Here is a 17,919-nt window from a genome sequence, read left to right on the forward strand (position 1 = left end):
TTGAGGGCAGAAACCGGCCGATGATTTGCCTCGGCCCGCTGAACTTACAGATTCGTATTTCGTTCAAATGCCATTCTTGAACGACTGCTGCTAACCTTGAATTGAAGGTGCAGACTTCTGCTTTTCCGGATCGCTGTCAAAGTACATTTGCAATCTCCTGAAGGAAGCTCTCCAAAGACGTTCAGCCTCCTTAAGATCCACATCTATTGTCGATGTATTAGAGGTGCTTTTGTCGCTTTTGCGACCTGATTCTGAATTGTGATCTGTCAAAGCTAACTCCTGTGTGCAATCCAGTTCGGCGGATAGGTTCTTTCGACCGATGGAAGAGTGCGAAGTCGTTCCTCCCACTCAGACAGCCTGGGAAACTTGCTGCGCCAATTCGACAGGCCGATTTCGTTCATGTCCTCGGGGTTCATCACCACCGATAGATCCAGCATCGCCAACTCCGGAAACACGACCGCATCAACAGCAGTCGGGTTCGGACCTGTGAGATGAGAGTAGTCCTTGAGGAGCGTATCGAGATGTGTAAGTTCCTGAAACAAATCGTCCAATGCGATGCGATACGTCAGGGCATCCGGACTGCTCCACAGCATTTCGTGCGCCGTGGTGGACTGCTTCAGGAAAGGGTGAACGGTTTTCGCGCAGGCTTCGCCCAGGTTCTTGGCGAAGCCGATGGTTAAATCCCAGATGAGAGCGGCCCCGTCAGCGGTCGCTCCAAACAACGGTATCTCCGGATACTTTCGATCGAGCCAGGCCAGGATAGGAATCGCACCCCGGATGACGTGGCCATCCGCCTGAAGCACCGGCATCGTGCCCCGTGGGCTCAGATCAAGCACTTCGACAGGGAGATCGTCTCCCAGGAGATTCCCGACAAACGCCCCTTCCCAGGACAGTCGCTTAAAGGCAAAGCCCAAGAGAACCTGCCAGCTCTGCGGTGCGCCGCTGTCCAGATGAAGGACATGATCGTTATGCATCAAACTGGTTCCGTTCGACCGAATTTGGTGACGGCCTGGCGAATAGGGTCGCCCGTCTGAGGAGGCTAGAAACAACGTTTGAGGATCACGGATATGAACCCGTCATTCTCTAACGGCTTAAGGTCGCTGTTTGCGCCATGAGGGACGAAGAACTGGGCATCGGCATCCAGGGCGAACGCTTCGCCAATTCCGGTTTCAAATTCGACGCGGATAGCCGCCGAGCCATTGTCGAGATTGATCGTATCGCCCAAAAGAGCAGAGGTGTTACGCTGGTCGTTCGCAGCATGTCCCAGGCCAAGAAACACGTCGTAGTCATAGGACGTAAACGGATGAAGATCTTTCCGTCTGTCATAGACGTATTCACCGGCCAGCCGCAGATCACCATCCGAACAGGCAATCTGCGAGAGAGTGAATTCTGCGCCAGTTACCAGAGCACCGAATGTGTCCCCTGACCATACATCTGAAGCGGACGATACAAACAGCAACCCGATCAACAATAGAAAGTGTCAATCGCTCCTCCATCTTCATAAATATAGACTCTATAGCTTGCTTTTTACAAGTTATATATATTAAATTTGCTATTTGCAAGTGAATTTTCCACCTGACACAGATCCATCCTAAGAGGATAATTATTTGAAATTTTTCAATTAATCCGGTCATTTCCCATCAATTACTCAAAACCGACCAACGATGGTGTTGATTATTTTACTTTTAAAAAACAATTTTAATAAAGTAACCTTCTCTGCCTCGGCACTCCTACCCAGGTATCCAGAATAAACATTCGAGAGATAGGGCTAATTTTGAAGGGGAAGAACAAAACGCTAGAAATTCCCACTCGCCGCTCCACACGTGGCCATTGGCTTCCCACTTAGTTTCAAACATTTGCCTTCAATGAGAACTGTTGCCCTTCGAAAAATTGGAACAGAAAGTTACGGTTTCGTATAGACACCAAAATTTGTGCAAACCATGCCCAAACTACTCGAAATGAGGTACTTCGCCGCTGCCGCTGCAAAGGGGAGCTTACCAATGACCTTCGAAGAGCTTGATGTCGAAAACCCTGTGTATCTCGTGCGGTATTTGACTAATGAGTAATCTGAGAGTTTTGCGACAGAAGCTCAGCAACACCGAGTTGTGCCTTGTGAACGTGAAACACTGTTATTCCCGCGAGCGAAAATTTCTCCCGCAACCAATCAGGCACTGACGAAGCGCAGCTTCACTCGTTTCTAACAGACGGTAAAGATTGCATGAAGCCACAACCCAGAAGAAACGCAACTTTTTCGAGTTAGCTTTAAAGCGGTAGCGGTTCTCCGCTACCAATTTTATCTAACGTAATCCAACTGTATCGAAAACGAGTGACCGACCGAGTTCTCGTTTGGCGGCGAAACGGCTGCTGCAAACGAGATCACTCGCAACTACAACAAGTTTCTGGAACAGACCGTGTATGCAATCTAAGGCAACTCATGCTCTTGCGAGTGCCTAAGTGCAAATACCGCTTTCCAGACACACAAGCACAATTGATCGCGACCAAGCCTTTCACCCCTTATGACGACGCTCCGCATCGCGGTGCGTAAGAGCGGCGAAAAACGCAATGGGCGTTCGGCGATTCTTGCGTTGACCACCGGCTGTTTCATTGCCGCTAACTCCCTGATCGATGATACCGGGGAACGTGTTGTAGGATCGACCGTTGGCTTTAATGGCGAGTTGGTGCTTAGGACGACATGTGTTTTTGCGTCCCTAATGGATTAATGGAAACGGTCTGTTGTGCGGGAAGAAATCGTGGTGCGAATGATGATTGGTCTTATTGGACAGCAGCGCTCTGTTCATCGCTTTTGCCCAGGATGCATAGGCTTTTCGCCAAGGCGCCCATTGCTCTGGTCACCGAGCGCCGGGAAAAAAGCCTTGTCTTGGCGCCGCTGATGCGGGTCTTCGTTTTCAAGGAACGCCTCGATCTCGCCAAATTGGCAGCGACCATGATGACTCTATTAGGCGCTGCTGCAGTGAGATTTTCGTAGTCTTGCAATGAGATGCCATTCGCCTTCGGTTCAATTGGCGTCGGATCTAAGATACGCAGATTCAGTTTGCTTGCCATCCTGTTACTTTGATTGAAGAACAAGTGTCGGAAGGACTGAAACAGTCACCGACCCTTGTTGATTGCTTTCAAAAACCAGGTTGTCGCTTTTTCAGTCTGTAAGATCGGTTTTGCTCAGTTTTCCAAGCTCGCTCAAAAGGGCAGAACCCGTTTTGATGCCATCGACAAACCGCACCACTTCAAGGTTTTCATTCGGGGCATGATTGGCTTCGTCGGCATTGGCGTAAGGGATCACAAAGGCAGGAAGACGCAGGATCTTTGTGAATACATAGTCAGGCAAGGACCCACCGACGGTTGGGTATAACAAGGGGTCAACGCCGCGCGCAGCCTTTACGGCCGCGATCAACGGTGTGGCGAACGGGCTGGTCAGCGGCGTCTTGGAAGGCAGCATTCCATTGTGGCGGATCACCTCGACCTCCGGGGCAAAACGCGCCACATGCGCCTCCACCCGTTCAAACACATAGTCGGGCGTAAGTGGCTCAACGAGCCGGATATCGCATTTGGCGATCGCCTGGTTCGGGAGAACCGTTTTGCTGCCAGGGCCGTTATACCCGCCGCTTATCCCGTTGATCGTTAGTGTGGGGTGGAACATCAACCTATCCCAGTAAGGCCGGTCCCTCGGCCCGTCCAGCTCGTCGATGGCAAGGTCCGCCTTCACGGCGGTTTCATCGTCGGGAAGCCGGGAAATAACCTCCCGTTCCAGATTGGTCGCCGGAATAACCGGTTCGGTTATTCCTTCAACGGAGATGTTTCCGTCCGCGTCTTTCATGGTTGCAAGAAGCTGCACCAGCGTCCAGATCGGGTTGGGCACCACTCCGCCGAAGTTGCCAGAATGCACGTCCCGCGAAGCGCCTTTTGCCAACAGATCGAAGGACGCAACTCCACGCACTCCGAACGTAATAACCGGCTGACCGCTTTCATGCAGCGGGCCATCGGACGTGACCACGAGATCTGCTTGAAGCCGGTCCACGTTTTGCTTCACGAAGTCCGCGATTTGCGGCGAACCGATTTCCTCTTCTCCCTCGAGCAGAAAAATCACGTTGCATGGCAATGTACCGTGGACCTTCAAATGCGTTTCGATCGCCAGCAATTGGGCGAAGTGCTGCCCCTTGTTATCACCGATGCCGCGCGCCCAGATCCGCCCATCCCGCAATGCCGGCTCGAACGGAGGACTTATCCAGGCCTCCAGAGGGTCAGGCGGTTGCACGTCGTAGTGTCCATAGAGCAATACCGTCGGCTTCGCAGGATCCACATCGAAACGGCCCAGAACGAATGGATGCCCGGGTGTCTCCACAAGACCGGCCTCGAAACCCAGCTCTTCCAGATGCGCCACCAGCATCCCGGCGACTTTACGGATGCCGATGTCATGGGCAGAGATGGAAGGATGACGGACATAGTCCATCACGCGCGCCACGAACTCGTCCGCATTTGTGTCGATGTGATCGAAGAGCGCCTCGTTCATGCGGCATTCCTTTTCAGCAGAAGCGCACCGGAAGCGTGGACTTGTGCGGTCCAGCCTGGCGAGATGACAGACGTTGTATCCAATTGTGTAAGGATCGCAGGACCGGAAATTTCAACTTCAGCGCCAAGGGCAGCCCGGTCATAGATCGGCGTTTCCAGCGTCCCGTCAGGCCAATGGACCATTTGAGTTTGAAGCGGGTCAGGTTTGGTTGCCGGGTCAAGCGCCGGCACTCTGATGGGTTCGGTGCGGCCCAGCGCTTCCACGCGGAGCGTCACCAGCTCAATCGGAGCGTCGAGCACAAAGCCATAAAGCGCTTCATGTGCAGCTCTGAAGTTCTCTTCCGTTTCTGGCGCGGAAAGGCCCCAGTCGACGGCAATTTCACCGCCCTGTCCGTGAAATCGCAAAAGCGCCCGGGCCTTCAACACCCTTTGCTCAGCTGGAACACCCTCGGTATCCAGCCACTCCTCAGCCTTGGATGTCAGCTCGCTCACAATCGCATCGCCGACACCCTGATCCACCGGTCCGGGCATGGGCAGAGCCCGTGTAAACTCCGCTTTCATATCCGCCGCCAGCAACCCGGCTGCACAAAGCAGACCGGGCGCGGGAGGAACCATCACATTCGAAATACCCAACAGCTCGGCAAGAGCGCAGCCATGCAAAGGCCCGGCACCGCCAAAGGGAACCAACGTAAATTCGCGCGGATCATGACCGCGTTCAACCGACACGGTCCGCACCGCGCCGATCATGTTGTTGTTCATGATCGCAAGAATGCCTTGTGCGGCGTCTTCTTCGCCAAGTCCCAAGGGCTTGGCGACACTTTCGCTGACAACACGCCGGGCCGCCTCCACATCGAGCGACATCGAGCCGCCAAGCAGAGCATGGGGCAGATTCCCGAGCGTGACATGTGCGTCGGTGACAGTTGCTTGCCCACCGCCATGTCCATAGGCGGCCGGACCTGGGCGCGCACCAGCGGAATGCGGCCCGACGGCAAGCGTATCGTTGTTGACTTCGGCAATGGAGCCGCCGCCAGCACCGATCGTGACCATATCCACCATGGGCAATGACAATGGCCATTCGCCAACCTTACCCTGCTGGGTCAATGCAACGGTGCCGTTGCGTATGAGGCAGATATCCGCGGACGTACCGCCGATATCGACGGTGATTATGTCGCGGATACCGCAGACGGCGGCCGCATCGATAGCGCCGACAACACCGGCGGCAGGACCGGACAAGGCGGTCAACGCCGGTGCAACCCGGATGGCTTCGGTTCCCGCCACACCACCGTTCGATTGCATCAACAACAAAGGAGAAGCTGCTTCGGCATCATCCAAACGCTCCTGCAAGCGAGAGATGTAACTGGAGACACCAGGCATGACGCTGGCATTCAAAACGGTCGCCAGGGACCGTTCAAACTCGCGGACAACCGGCAGCACGTCCGTGGAACAGGTCACGGCAACGCCCGGAAGCGCATTTCTAAGTATTTCAGCCACGCGGATTTCGTGGTCCGGGTTGGCGTAGGCATGAAGCAGACAGACGGCAACTGCTTCCACAGCCTGGGTTTTTAGGGCGTTAACGACCTGCCTCACGCTATCTTCGTCGAGCGGTTCAAGAACAATTCCGCCGGTACCGATCCGCTCCACAATCTCATGAATTCTATCTGCCGGAACAGGGCGTGCAGGTTTGACCCAGGTGAAGAGATTTGCATGGCGCGGGATATCCTGGCGCCCGATCTCAAGCACATGCCGGAAACCGCGTGTCGTCACAAGCGCGGTTCTGGCTCCCTTGTCTTCAAGGATCATATTGGTGGCAACGGTCGTGCCATGGAGTACGCGGGACAGGTCCTTCGCGCTGATGCCGGCATCCTCCATCACGCTCCGGACTCCGGTCATGAAGGCCTGGGAAGGATCGGAAGGGACCGACGGCGTTTTCGCCCGCCACATCGAGCCAGAATTGCGGTCCAGCAACGAAATATCGGTAAAGGTGCCGCCGATATCGACGGCAACGGCGTAGGATGGGTACTGTTTCACATCAAACGAAGGCATCGACATACTCCTGACGGTGAAAACGCCGGACTTCCGGGCGGTCATTGCGCAGCGCCTGGGTGGCAAATACGTCGATTTCACCACGCTCAATCACAACGCCATATTCGCTTCTTGCTGCTTCCCGGGTGACGAAACCTCCGAGGACGTCGCGCAGCACCTCTTCAGCCGGGCGGTCATACGGGTGGCCGTAACCGCCACCTCCCCCGGTCTCTATGCGCAAGATATCTCCCCTTTTCAGCATGTTGCCGTCGGAGAGCGGATCGAGCCGGATTTCCGCATCGGCTCCCGGATTGACAACCGCGACACCGTGCCGACCCGATTTGCCGCCATGGATGCCCCAAGGCGGATTTTTGACGCTGTCGATACGGATCGCCACCATGGTTTCCTCTGCAAGGATTTCATATTCCCGAACAATGCCGCAGCCACCTCGATAACGACCTGCACCGCCGGAATCCGTTGCGATCCCGTATGCCCGCATCGTGACCGGGTAACCGGCTTCTAGAAATTCGACCGGATAATTCTCCTGGGCGACAAAGTAGACGGCATCGATCCCATCGGCTGTCGAGCGCGCGCCATAGCCAACGCCGATCCCGTCCGCCAGAAGATAGGGTTCGAGCCTGCCTTCCACTGTCCGGTACTTGCCGCGCATGATGTTGACCACGTAGGCGGAGTTCGCAGCCGGAGCCTCGCCTTCCCCAGCATTCAATAGCCCGCACATGGCCGAGATCATCCGCATGGCTGTCAACCCGCGCAGCCCAAGCGGGGCCGGGTACTCCGGCCGCAAAAAGCTCCCCTTGCGAAACAGCACCTCGTCCAGCGCGTTAGGCCCGCCCGCATTGCAAACCTGACTGGGATCACCGCCAAGGTAGAAAAGCCCAAGCGCCATGCCTGGAACGCCCTTGTTCATCAGGTAGTTGATCGGTCCCGGTGCCTGATCGTCGCTCTCGCGGGCATCGAAGCTGTAAACGTCATCTCCATTCTCGCCTTTGGAGCGGGTGAGCGAAAACCGCATATGAAACGGCCCGTTTCCGTGCCCGTCTGTATCAATCGCATCGGTAAAGCTATGCGTGCCGTAGTCAAAGCTTTCAGCCAACTTTCCGCGCACCAGTTTCCGGGTACGCTGCAAAAGCTGCGCAAGCGCATCTTCCATGATGTCCGGTCCGAACCGGTCCAGAATTTCACCCACCCTGCGCACACCTAGCTCGACGGAAGCCATCAGGGCACGCATGTCGCCAATGCTTTGATCGGGATATCTGGAATTGCGGTGAAAGATATCGAGAACGGCCTGATTGACCTGGCCCGCTTCGATCATCTTGGTCACGGGGATCATGATCCCTTCCTGAAAAATATCCGTCGCATCGGGGCTGATGGATCCCGGGCGCAGCCCGCCAATATCGGCGAAATGTGCCCAGCTCATCACAAAGGCCCGCACCTTGCCGTCGCGAAAAACGGGAGCGAGCAAAACCTGATCGTTGGAATGGGAAATCGCGCCGTAGGAACCGTAGCAATCGTTGTACCAGTAGACATCGCCTTCCCGCATGGTTTCCATAGGAAACTTTTCGAGGACGGGACGTGTCATGTCCCCGAAAATGGGAACCATCGACCCCACCGCCATGGTGCCGTTGCCGTCGAATAACGCAGTGTAGAAGTCCTTCTTTTCCCGGATAAACGCCGAGATAGCGGTCCGCTCGATAAGCGCTTCCATTTCAGATTGGGCGGCGGCGATCGCGCCACGAATGATCTCAAGCGAGACAGGATCGCAGAGCGCCTGTTCAATCACACGCGTTTGCTTATTCATGATCAACTCCAGTCAAAGCGGGAAGTGTGAGCACCGTTTGCCCCAGTCCGCCTGCTTCAACACGGGCGTGCGCGGCAGCAATTTCAGACAGTGGGTGAATTGCACCGATGCTGGGCGACAAAGTGCCCTCTCGCAGCATTCTTGTGATTGTGGCTTGGGCTTCGGTCCGCTGACCGGCTGTGAGCCGGAAACCCTGAATGAAACGGATCTGCGCACCAAGCTCGGCAAAGACATAATAAGGTAGCACCGGCGCCGAGTTTGAACTGCAAGAGTAACTGGCAATGGTTCCATGGGGCGCCAGACAGGTGGCATCGATTTCCAGATTGGCAGCCAGATCCACTTCCACAATGAGATCGGCGCCTGCGCCGGTCGTCTCACGGGCCACCTCTGCCGGAACCTCCTGACGATGCCGGTCGATCACCGCGACATCTCCGAATTCGGCCACCGCCGCCGCCCCCTCTTCGGAACTGACCGTCGCAATAACCTTCGCACCATGCGCCACCGCAATTTGGACACAGAGCTGGCCAACGGCTCCGGCCGCGCCCTGTATCAGTACCGTTTTGCCTGAGACGCTTCCGGCACCCAGAAGCGCCAGCCAAGCCGTCAATGCCGGGACCCCGAGGCAAGCACCAGTTTCAAATCCCGTGTCATCGGGCAACCGGATCGCCTGCGGTGAAGGCAGGACCACATATTCGGCGGCCGTCCCGAAAGCACGCCCGGCCTCTCCGTAACCGCCCTGCGCATTCCAGAGCCAGACCCGCTCTCCGATCCTCTCGGACGAGACCCCTTCCCCGACAGCTTCAATCACGCCCGCACCGTCCGAATGCGGAATGATCAAGGGATGAGCCATGGAAGAGGCATTCCATCCGGCGCGCCGCTTGGTGTCTGCAGGATTTATTCCCGATGCCACGACGTGCACACGCACCTCCCCCTCACCGGGCGAGGGCACCGCAAGGTTTCCAAGCTGAAGAACCTCAGCCGCATCGCCTGTCTGGGTGTAATAAGCTGCTTGCATCATGAGCTCACAAAGTGACAGGCGACCAGCCGTGTATCGATGCGCCGAGGCTCAGGAATTTCGCTGGCGCACCGGGATTGGGCTTTGGGACAACGGTCTCGGAAGACACAGCCGGAAGGCGGATTGCGCGGATCGGGTGCTCCGCTGCCGATGGGCAGGGGATCGTGGCTTTGGTTCACATGCGGGGTCGGCACAGCTGCCACCAAAGCCTGAGTGTAGGGATGCAAAGGATTGTGGACGATGTCCTCCGTCGGACCATCCTCCATGATCTTTCCCAGATACATGACAATGGTGCGCTCACACACATAGCGCACCAGAGCGAGGTCGTGGCTGATATAGATGGCCGTCAGACCCAAACGGTCACGCACATCGCGAAAGACATTCAAAACACCCGCGCGGACCGAAACATCGAGCATGGAAACCGGTTCGTCAGCGACGACAAAATCGGGCTCAAGGATCAGAGCCCGCGCCATGACAACCCGCTGAAGCTGACCTCCCGAGAGCTGATGGGGAAACCGCTCCAGGAATTGCTCGGGATCGCCAAGGCCGACAAGAGCCAGAGCTTCGACGACACGCCTGTGCCAGGTGCCCCGTTCGATCCTGGCATTGGCAAGAGGCTCTTCAAGCGTTTTGCGTATCGAATAACGCGGGTTAACCGCGTCAAAGGGATTTTGAAAGATCATTTGCGAACGGCTGCGGAACCGTTGCAGGTCGATACCTTTCAGGTCTCTAATTTCATCTCCTTCAAATCGCGCGGACCCACCGGTTATTTCTTCAAGCCGCACCAGGATCCGTCCCATGGAGGTCTTGCCGCATCCCGATTCACCCAACAGGCCGACACTTTCTCCCTTCTTGAGGGAAAAGGTCACACCGTCGACCGCCTTGACCGTCGTCGACAGGCCCATCATGGCGGAAACCGCATTGCCGATCTTGTAGTGTAGTTGGGCGTTGTTCAGTTCGATGATGGTTTCGCTCATGCCGCCGTTCCCCAGGTAGCAGGCACCTTGGCGTCTTCCCGCAAAGCCGGAGCATCGGAGACGCGGTGACAGGCAACGAAGTGGCCTGGAGCACCCTCGATCAGCGGCGGCTCGTCCGTCCGGCACTGATCGAGGGCAAAGGGGCACCTGGCTGCAAATCGACACCCCGATGGCGGGTTGGCAAGGTCGGGCGGGCTGCCAGCAATGGGGGTCAGCACGCCGGTTCCCGCCGATTGAAGATCGGGAAAGGCGTTTTTAAGGCCCATCGTGTAGGGATGAAGCGGTTCGCTCAAAAGGGTCGCAGTATCACAGTCCTCGACCACCTTTCCGGCATACATTACAACCGTGCGGTCACATGTGTACGCTACGACAGATATGTCGTGCGTTACCATGATGACGGAGAGACCAAGCTCCCGCTGCAGATTGCGCAACTGATCCAGGATCTGGCGCTGGATGATGACATCGAGCGCGGTAACGGGCTCATCGGCAACCACCAGTTTGGGCTGCAGAGCCAAAGCAAGCGCGATTGCGGCACGCTGGCGCATACCGCCGGAAAACTGGTGGGGAAAGTCGCGCAAGCGCCCCGGATCGATTCCGACCATTTCGAAGAGTTCGACCGCGCGCTTACGCGCTGCGGATTTGCTCATGCCGCCGCGGTCCCGCAGAACCTCCATGATCTGATATTCGACCCGGTAAACAGGATCGAGCGAGTTCATCGCCGATTGGGGGATAAACGCAATATCGCGCCAGCGGAGCGCATTCATTTTGCGCTCCGACAGGGAGACGATGTCTTGACCATCGAAGTGCATCTGACCGTCCGCGATTCGCGCGTTATCCGCAATCACCCGGGTCAATGCCCGTGCCATCGTGGTTTTGCCGCAGCCGGACTCACCAACCAGCCCGACAATGGATCCCTGAGGCACATCGAAGCGGGCCTTGTTGACGGCAACGATGTCGAGCGTTCCGACTTCATAGGCAATGGTCACATCTCTGACCGACAAGAGTGGTCCCATCATCTCAGCGCCCCAGCTTTGGAAAGAGCAGATTTTCATATCCGCGCGAAATGAAGAAACCGGCGCTCACCACCAGAATGATGGCAAGGCCCGGAGGAATGAACCAGTAGTAGGCCTGACGGGCGAGCGCCTGGCTCGCAAAGGCGTCCTGCAGCATGAAGCCCCAACTGATAGCGTCCGGATCACCGAAGCCCAGAAAACTGATGGATGCCTCCGTCAGGATCGCCCAGCCGATCGCAATTGAGCCGTAAAGGAAGGAAAGAGGCAGGATGTTGGGCGTGATATGACGCAGAATGATTTTCATATCGGACGATCCGACCACCCGCGCCGCCTCCACATACCCACGCGAACGGAGCGACAGAACCTGCGAGCGGATCACCCTGCCCGTGTCGCGCCAGAGCACAAGCCCCATGGCGATGACAGTGTTCCAGATGGATGGTTCAGAGAACGCGGAAATCACGATGACGAATGGGAGAAACGGAATGCCGAATGCCACATCCGCAAGGCGCATCAGAACGGCATCGACCCATCCACCAAAGTAACCGGCAAGCAAACCGACAATGGAACCGATAAAGGCCACCATGAACGCAGCGGTAAAACCGACCAGCAGAGCAGAGCGTGCGCCCCACACAATCTGGGAAAAGATGTCACGGCCAAGCGACGTCGTTCCCAGAATATGGCCCTGGGTACCGGGAAGCAGATCGGATGCGAGATCGTAATCGGCGGTGTAGAGGATTTCGGCGGGATCATAGGGCGCGATATAGGGTGCGCATAATGCTGTCACCACGAAGACTGCATAGATAACAAGTCCGGCCAAAGCAAACGGATCGCCGACCGGCAAACGGATTGCAGCAAAGACACGGGCGATGCCGCTTTCGCGTTTTTGTATCGCGGCCTCAGGCATGAGAAATCCTTGGATCGAGGAATGTGTAAAGCAGATCCGCAATCAGGTTCATGGCTATGACGACGATGGCGATCATCAGGAAAGCCCCCTGCGCCAGCGGGTAGTCGGATGCCAGAACAGCAGCAACCAGCTCGCGGCCCAAACCCGGCCAGGAAAACACGCTTTCCACGACCACATTGCCTTGGAGCTGGTATCCCACGGCGATGGCAAAGGAGGTGATCACGGGCAGCAGTGCATTGCGGGCACCGTGACGTATGACCACGGCGGAGGGTGACAGCCCCTTGACCTTGGCCATGGTAACGAAATCCTCCTTCATCACATCCAGCATATTGGAACGCATCAGAAGCAGCGGCAGCCCTTGGGAATAAATTGCAAGGGTCAGCATGGGCAAAACCAGGTGAGACAGAAAATCCGCCGATGTGTAAAGCGCCCAGAGGCTGCTGTAGTCGGCACCGGCCGACCTTGTTCCGCCCGCCGGAAACCACCCAAGCGAGAACGAGAAAATCGCCAGCAGAACCATGCCGAGCCAGAATTCGGGCATGGCCCGGGTTGCCAGCACGACCGGCAGGGCGGCAACCTCCACACGGGACCCCCTCCGCCAGGCGAGCCAGGCCCCTGCCAGTATACCGAACGCATAAGCCACGATCAGTGAAGAGAAGGTCAGCACAAGCGTGTTGGGAAGTAACAACCAAATTCGCTCCGCGACAGGAGCGCGATACCGGAAGGAATACCCGAGCTCACCCTGAAGAAGGTTTCCCAGATAGGTAAAATATTGCTGCCATAAAGGCTTATCGAGGCCAAACTGACGGATGAGCGCCTGCTGCTGCTCCTCCGTGAATGTTGGGTCGATATAGGCAGCCAAAGGACTGCCCGGCATCAGCCGGAACATCAGGAACAAGATGGTCACCACAGCCCAAAGGACCAGCGCCAATTGCAGCGTTCTGATGAGCAGGGGCTTAAGTGAATTCATCGCACGTTCCGAGAGGCCGCCGGCAGTAGCGGCAAGAAATTGCCCAAGACTTTGGGGGTGGACGCGCGGCGCCTCAGGCAACCGCGCGTTGTTTAGTTTACGGCGTTATTTTGCAAGTGTTTCCGAGACGCCTTCCGGATAGGTCAGACGGTCCCCGACGCCGCCATACCCGGCTTCTTCAAGAATGCTCTTGGCAACATCCGCACCGGCTTTGAAGCCATCGACGACATCGGCCGCATGCCAATATTCAAGCGCGGGTGAAACCACCGAATTGGACGGCACCGCGAACTTCTTGAATGCAGCGTTGACGATCAGGCGGCGGTCGACAGCGCTGGATAACGCCCGACGGAACGCAGGATCGTCAAAAGGCGGACGGCGTAGATTGAAGGCCACATACCGGAAGCCGATATCGACGGTCGAAACCACCTCCAGATCGCCGTCTTCCTCAGCGGCCGTGATGAGCACCTGCGGGTCTCCCTGAAAATCGGAGAGGAAGTTCAGTTCGCCGGAGCGAAGCATGCCGAGCGCCGCTTCCGCATTCGGAACGATCCGCAAGATAAAGCGTTCGGCCTTGGGTCCGTTGAAGTGATCGGTATTGGCCTCAAGCACGATCTCTTCGTTGGGCAGCCAGCGCACGAACTTAAAGGCGCCTGACCCGATCGGTGTGTCTTCCTGATGGGATTCGGCGTTTTCTTCCTTGGAAGACAGGTCGGTGAGGATTGGCTCCCAGACATGCTTCGGAATGATATTGATCTTGGCAAGGCTGGAAGTCAGGAAAGAGGCTGATGGCGTCGCCAGGGTGAAAACAACAACGTTGTCACCCTCGACCTCAATGTTGGTCACGTTCTGGCCGAACGGAGCGTACATTGGCGCTTCGCCGCCCGTGGTCGCCTGATAGGAGAACACCACATCTTCAGCCGTGACCGGTTGCCCGTCATGGAATTTCAAACCATCGCGTAGCGTGACTGCAATCGTGGTGTCGTCGCGCCATTCATGACTTTCCGCTGCCCAAGGCGTCGGCAATCCATCCGGTCCGACGCGGAACAGCCGGTCATATATGAGTTCGGTCAGCCAATTGTCGGTGACGCCCGAGATGTAAAGCGGGTTCACGGCAATCACGTTGTCCGAACTGTTGACGATGATATCTTTCTGCTCGCCCGTCGGCGCCAATGACAACCAGGTCCAGTAGCTGCGGATGCCAATTCCGGATTGGTCGACGACGGACGCCGGGTCGAACACGGTCTTGTCAAAGGCGAAAGCCTGCTGCGGATGCACAAGCATCATATTCGGTTGATCGGCGTCGAGCATCTTCTGTGCCTCGACAACAAGCGCCTTGCGCTTCTCCGGATCGACCGTGATGCGCTGCTCTTCTACCAGCTTGTCGTATTCGGGGTTGTTGTAGCCGATGAAGTTGTACCCCTTCTCGGCAGTCGACGAATGAAAGAGGTTGTAGATGATCTCATCCGGGTCGGAACGCTCGGGCCGCCCCGTCATCTGCCAGGCCGTCACATCCCAGTCATTCCGGTTATACCAGACCGTGTCGGCCATCTGCGACCAGGGCATCACGTCGACTTCCACATCAAGACCCAGCTTGCGCCATTCCTGTGCGATGAGCTGGATCGCCTGGAACTCTGCCGGTTGCGCAGCCTGGGGCCGTGACAGCAGGTGAATTGTGCGGATTGGATCTTGCGCAGCGACGGACGTTGCATAGAGCGACGCTCCCAGCACACTCCCGACAGCAATTTTGAGAAATGTCTTCAAGTCACTCTCCTCTTACTGGGCCCGCACGCAAGCGTGTTGAGGCCATTTCATTCAGGGCGAAACCACTGCCAGCTCTCCCGGTGCACGTGACTGACTGCCTGCCCATACCGTCCATCTGCATAAAAAATGATCACCACTGGTCTTTTTGCATGCATATTTTGTTTTATTGAGTGAAACATTTTTGATATACTTCAATGAGTAGAACACATCGAAAATTAAAATCAATAGAGTGCAGAGAAGAAAATGGCAGGACCGACAGCAACAGATGCAGCCGGACGCAAGTCCTACCGGATCGATGCGGTGGCCCGCGCGCTTCGAGTTCTGGAGGCTTTGGGAGACACGCCCGGCATTGGCACGACCGCTCTTGCAGAAAAGCTTGGCGTGACAAAATCCATCGCCTTCCGGCTACTGCAGACGCTGGAAGAGGACGGTTACGTGCAGCGGGATGAAGAGCGGGCAATTTATTCGCTTGGCTACCGTGTCGCGCTGCTCGGCGAGCGCGTTGGACGCAAGGGCGCCTTGTTGCAGGTGGCACGCCCAGTCATGGACACCCTAAGGGACGAGACGGGCGAAAATGTGAATCTGGTCGCACGAGAAGGCACATCATCTGTTGCAATCGCGACCCGCGAAGGTCTTCATAGCATTCGTCTTTTTGCGCAAACTGGAAGACGAGGTCCGCTGCATGCCGGAGGCGCATCCATGGTACTTTTGGCTTATGCCGAGCCCAGCATCCGCGATCGCGTACTCGAGGGGCCGCTCGAGCGTTTCAGCCCTCATACGATTACAGATCCCGAACGGTTGCGCGAAGCGCTCCTACTTATTCGCTCAAACCGTTACAATGTCGCAATCAACGATCTCGACGACGGCGCCTTTTCCGTCGCCGCGCCGATCCAGAACACTGCTGGGGAAATTATCGCTGGCATCTCGGTCGCCGGCGCATCGGCCCGCTTGGATGAAGTGCGGCGGGCAAGTTACATCGAAAAAGTTGTCGAGGCCGCAGACGAGATCTCGAAACGCCTGACCCTTAGCTGACACTTTTTACTCTCCTCGCAACTGTGGTCCTGGTTCAAGCCAGCCCCACTTCTTTGAACGCATGGGTTGCGGCTCATGACGAATTACTGCTAATGTTTTATTCTGCATCACATTGTTTCATTCAGTAAAACATTGGAACTTACCCATGAATGCCACAGAGTCCAATCTTCTTGATCAAGTCACCATCGATGAACCCTGGGCACTGGTTGAAAGTTTTTCGACTTTCAAACGTGAACATCCAGATGATGTTAATCGTGGCATGGACGAAGTGGTCACCCGCCTGAAGGCGCATGGAGTTGAGGTTAAGGTTCACGAACCGGAGCTCTTTTTAAGCTTGCCAGGACAGGCTCGGGTCGAAGCAGACGGCCAGACGTTCCGCGCGAAGCCGCCTGCCTTTAGCGCCGACGCCCGGGCAGGCTTCACGGGAGCACTCGTCTATATTCCCGGCACCACAAACATGGACGAGGAAGACGCCTTCGAGAGCCAGCTTGAAGCAGGCCCTGAAATGGAAGCGAAAGTGCGCGACAAAATTGTCCTCACTGAAGGTTTCGCAAGTCCAGCCATAATTTCCCTGATGGAAGCCTGTGGCGCCGTTGGTGTGATCGCCATCAACCCGGGCGTCGATATCCACTGGGGGATCTGCACCACCATCTGGGGAATTCCCGGCGCGGCCGATCTGCACCGGAAGCCGCGCATTCCGGCAGCTGCTGTCAATCTGGAGAGCGGCAAAGCACTGATCGAAATGGCGCGTGCCGGCAAGAACGCGACAATCTATACCGAAATGGAGGAAGGCTGGTTCTGCTCCAAACTCCCCGAAATCACCATCCGAGGCAGTGAAGAGCCCGAAAAATATGTCCTGCTGCATGGTCATCTCGACAGCTGGGATGTCGGCGTTGGAGACAATGCGACGGGCGATGCAACCATGCTCGAGGTTGCCCGCGTCCTTTGGGCAAACCGGGACAAGTTGCGGCGTTCGGTGAAAATCTGCTGGTGGCCCGGCCATTCAACAGGAAGATACGCGGGATCGACCTGGTATTCAGATACATTCGCGCTCGACCTGGATGAAAACTGCGTCGCGCAGGTGAACTGCGACAGCCCCGGCTGCCGGTGGGCGACGGAATTCATCCATGTGTCCGTCATGTCCGAAGCGCATGATTTTCTGGCTGATGTCATCAGGGAAGTCGCCGGAAAAGAGCTCCAATCCGAACGTCCGCACCGGGCAGGCGATTATTCGTTCAACGACATCGGCCTTTCAAGTTACCTCATGTTGTCGTCCGCAATGACCGATGCCCATCGCGAAGAGCTTGGATACTATGCTGTCGGCGGCTGCGGCATGAATATCGCCTGGCATACGGAAAACGATACGCTGGAAATTGCCGATAAGGATATTCTCTTGCGGGACATCAAAGTGTATCTCCTCGCGGTCTTCCGGAATGCAAACGCTTCCATACTGCCCATGGACTGGCGGGCAACGGCCCGTGAGTTCCAGACGACTATTGCAGACTATCAACAACAGGCTGGGGACGCTTTTGATCTTTCAGCTTGCAGCGTTACTGCTGCCGCCCTTGCTGGGGATCTGGACAGCTTTTACAAAGACATAGATCAGGGCGGAGTGTCCGAAGATACGGCAAACACCGTAATCCAGGAGCTGGCACGTATTCTGGTGCCGCTCAACTTCAACAGAAGCGCACGCTTCCGCCACGATCCGGCCCTCACAATCCCGCCCCTGCCCGCCCTGGAAGAAGCAACGAAGATCGCAAAACGGCCCGCTGACCTGCAAGGGTTTTCACGCACAGAACTCGTGCGCGGCCAGAACCACGTGATTGCCGGCATGCGCGCGGCCCAAAAACTGATCGCCAGTGCAGCCGGAAGCTAATGGTTT

Annotated in this window: 13 protein-coding genes; 2 read left to right on the forward strand and 11 right to left on the reverse strand. The window is 56.5% G+C overall.

Going from position 1 to position 17,919, the window contains the following annotated elements; genetic code table 11:
• Positions 1–272 precede the first annotated feature (272 nt).
• From Q0915_RS13235 to Q0915_RS13285, 11 genes are all read right to left on the reverse strand, one after another.
• Positions 273–974, reverse strand: coding sequence for a glutathione S-transferase family protein (locus tag Q0915_RS13235; protein WP_299471995.1), 702 nt, complete (start codon positions 972–974; stop codon positions 273–275).
• Positions 975–1,039: 65 nt separating this feature from the next.
• Positions 1,040–1,471, reverse strand: coding sequence for a hypothetical protein (locus Q0915_RS13240; RefSeq protein ID WP_299471996.1), 432 nt, complete (start codon positions 1,469–1,471; stop codon positions 1,040–1,042).
• A gap of 1,683 nt (positions 1,472–3,154) precedes the next feature.
• On the reverse strand, positions 3,155–4,525 hold the full coding sequence (locus tag Q0915_RS13245) for a M20/M25/M40 family metallo-hydrolase (RefSeq protein WP_299471997.1): 1,371 nt from the start codon (positions 4,523–4,525) through the stop codon (positions 3,155–3,157).
• Entirely contained in the window at positions 4,522–6,567 is a 2,046-nt protein-coding gene (locus Q0915_RS13250; protein WP_299471998.1) for a hydantoinase/oxoprolinase family protein, read from the reverse strand. The genes Q0915_RS13245 and Q0915_RS13250 overlap by 4 nt, the downstream gene beginning before the upstream one ends.
• A complete protein-coding gene (locus Q0915_RS13255) occupies positions 6,554–8,365 on the reverse strand; it encodes a hydantoinase B/oxoprolinase family protein (protein WP_299471999.1) in 1,812 nt (603 codons plus the stop codon). Before Q0915_RS13255 ends, Q0915_RS13250 begins: the two co-directional genes overlap by 14 nt.
• Positions 8,358–9,380 carry an NADPH:quinone reductase gene (locus Q0915_RS13260; RefSeq protein WP_299472000.1) on the reverse strand — a complete coding sequence of 341 codons (1,023 nt, stop codon included), beginning with the start codon at positions 9,378–9,380 and terminating at the stop codon, positions 8,358–8,360. Before Q0915_RS13260 ends, Q0915_RS13255 begins: the two co-directional genes overlap by 8 nt.
• Positions 9,380–10,357, reverse strand: coding sequence for an ABC transporter ATP-binding protein (locus Q0915_RS13265; RefSeq protein WP_299472001.1), 978 nt, complete (start codon positions 10,355–10,357; stop codon positions 9,380–9,382). The genes Q0915_RS13260 and Q0915_RS13265 overlap by 1 nt, the downstream gene beginning before the upstream one ends.
• Entirely contained in the window at positions 10,354–11,373 is a 1,020-nt protein-coding gene (locus Q0915_RS13270) for an ABC transporter ATP-binding protein (RefSeq protein ID WP_299472002.1), read from the reverse strand. Before Q0915_RS13270 ends, Q0915_RS13265 begins: the two co-directional genes overlap by 4 nt.
• Position 11,374: 1 nt before the next feature.
• Positions 11,375–12,274, reverse strand: coding sequence for an ABC transporter permease (locus Q0915_RS13275; RefSeq protein WP_299472003.1), 900 nt, complete (start codon positions 12,272–12,274; stop codon positions 11,375–11,377).
• Complete coding sequence (locus Q0915_RS13280) at positions 12,267–13,244, reverse strand: ABC transporter permease (RefSeq protein ID WP_299472004.1); 978 nt, start codon at positions 13,242–13,244, stop codon at positions 12,267–12,269. Before Q0915_RS13280 ends, Q0915_RS13275 begins: the two co-directional genes overlap by 8 nt.
• Positions 13,245–13,349: 105 nt before the next feature.
• Complete coding sequence (locus tag Q0915_RS13285) at positions 13,350–15,005, reverse strand: ABC transporter substrate-binding protein (protein WP_299472005.1); 1,656 nt, start codon at positions 15,003–15,005, stop codon at positions 13,350–13,352.
• A 243-nt stretch (positions 15,006–15,248) separates the two neighbouring features.
• Between Q0915_RS13285 and Q0915_RS13290 the strand changes: the two genes are divergently transcribed.
• Positions 15,249–16,037, forward strand: a complete 789-nt coding sequence (locus Q0915_RS13290) for an IclR family transcriptional regulator (protein ID WP_299472006.1) — start codon at positions 15,249–15,251, stop codon at positions 16,035–16,037.
• Positions 16,038–16,182: 145 nt separating this feature from the next.
• On the forward strand, positions 16,183–17,913 hold the full coding sequence (locus tag Q0915_RS13295; RefSeq protein WP_299472007.1) for a M28 family peptidase: 1,731 nt from the start codon (positions 16,183–16,185) through the stop codon (positions 17,911–17,913).
• Positions 17,914–17,919: the final 6 nt, after the last annotated feature.

This window comes from uncultured Roseibium sp., from assembly GCF_947494555.1.
Lineage (GTDB): Bacteria > Pseudomonadota > Alphaproteobacteria > Rhizobiales > Stappiaceae > Roseibium.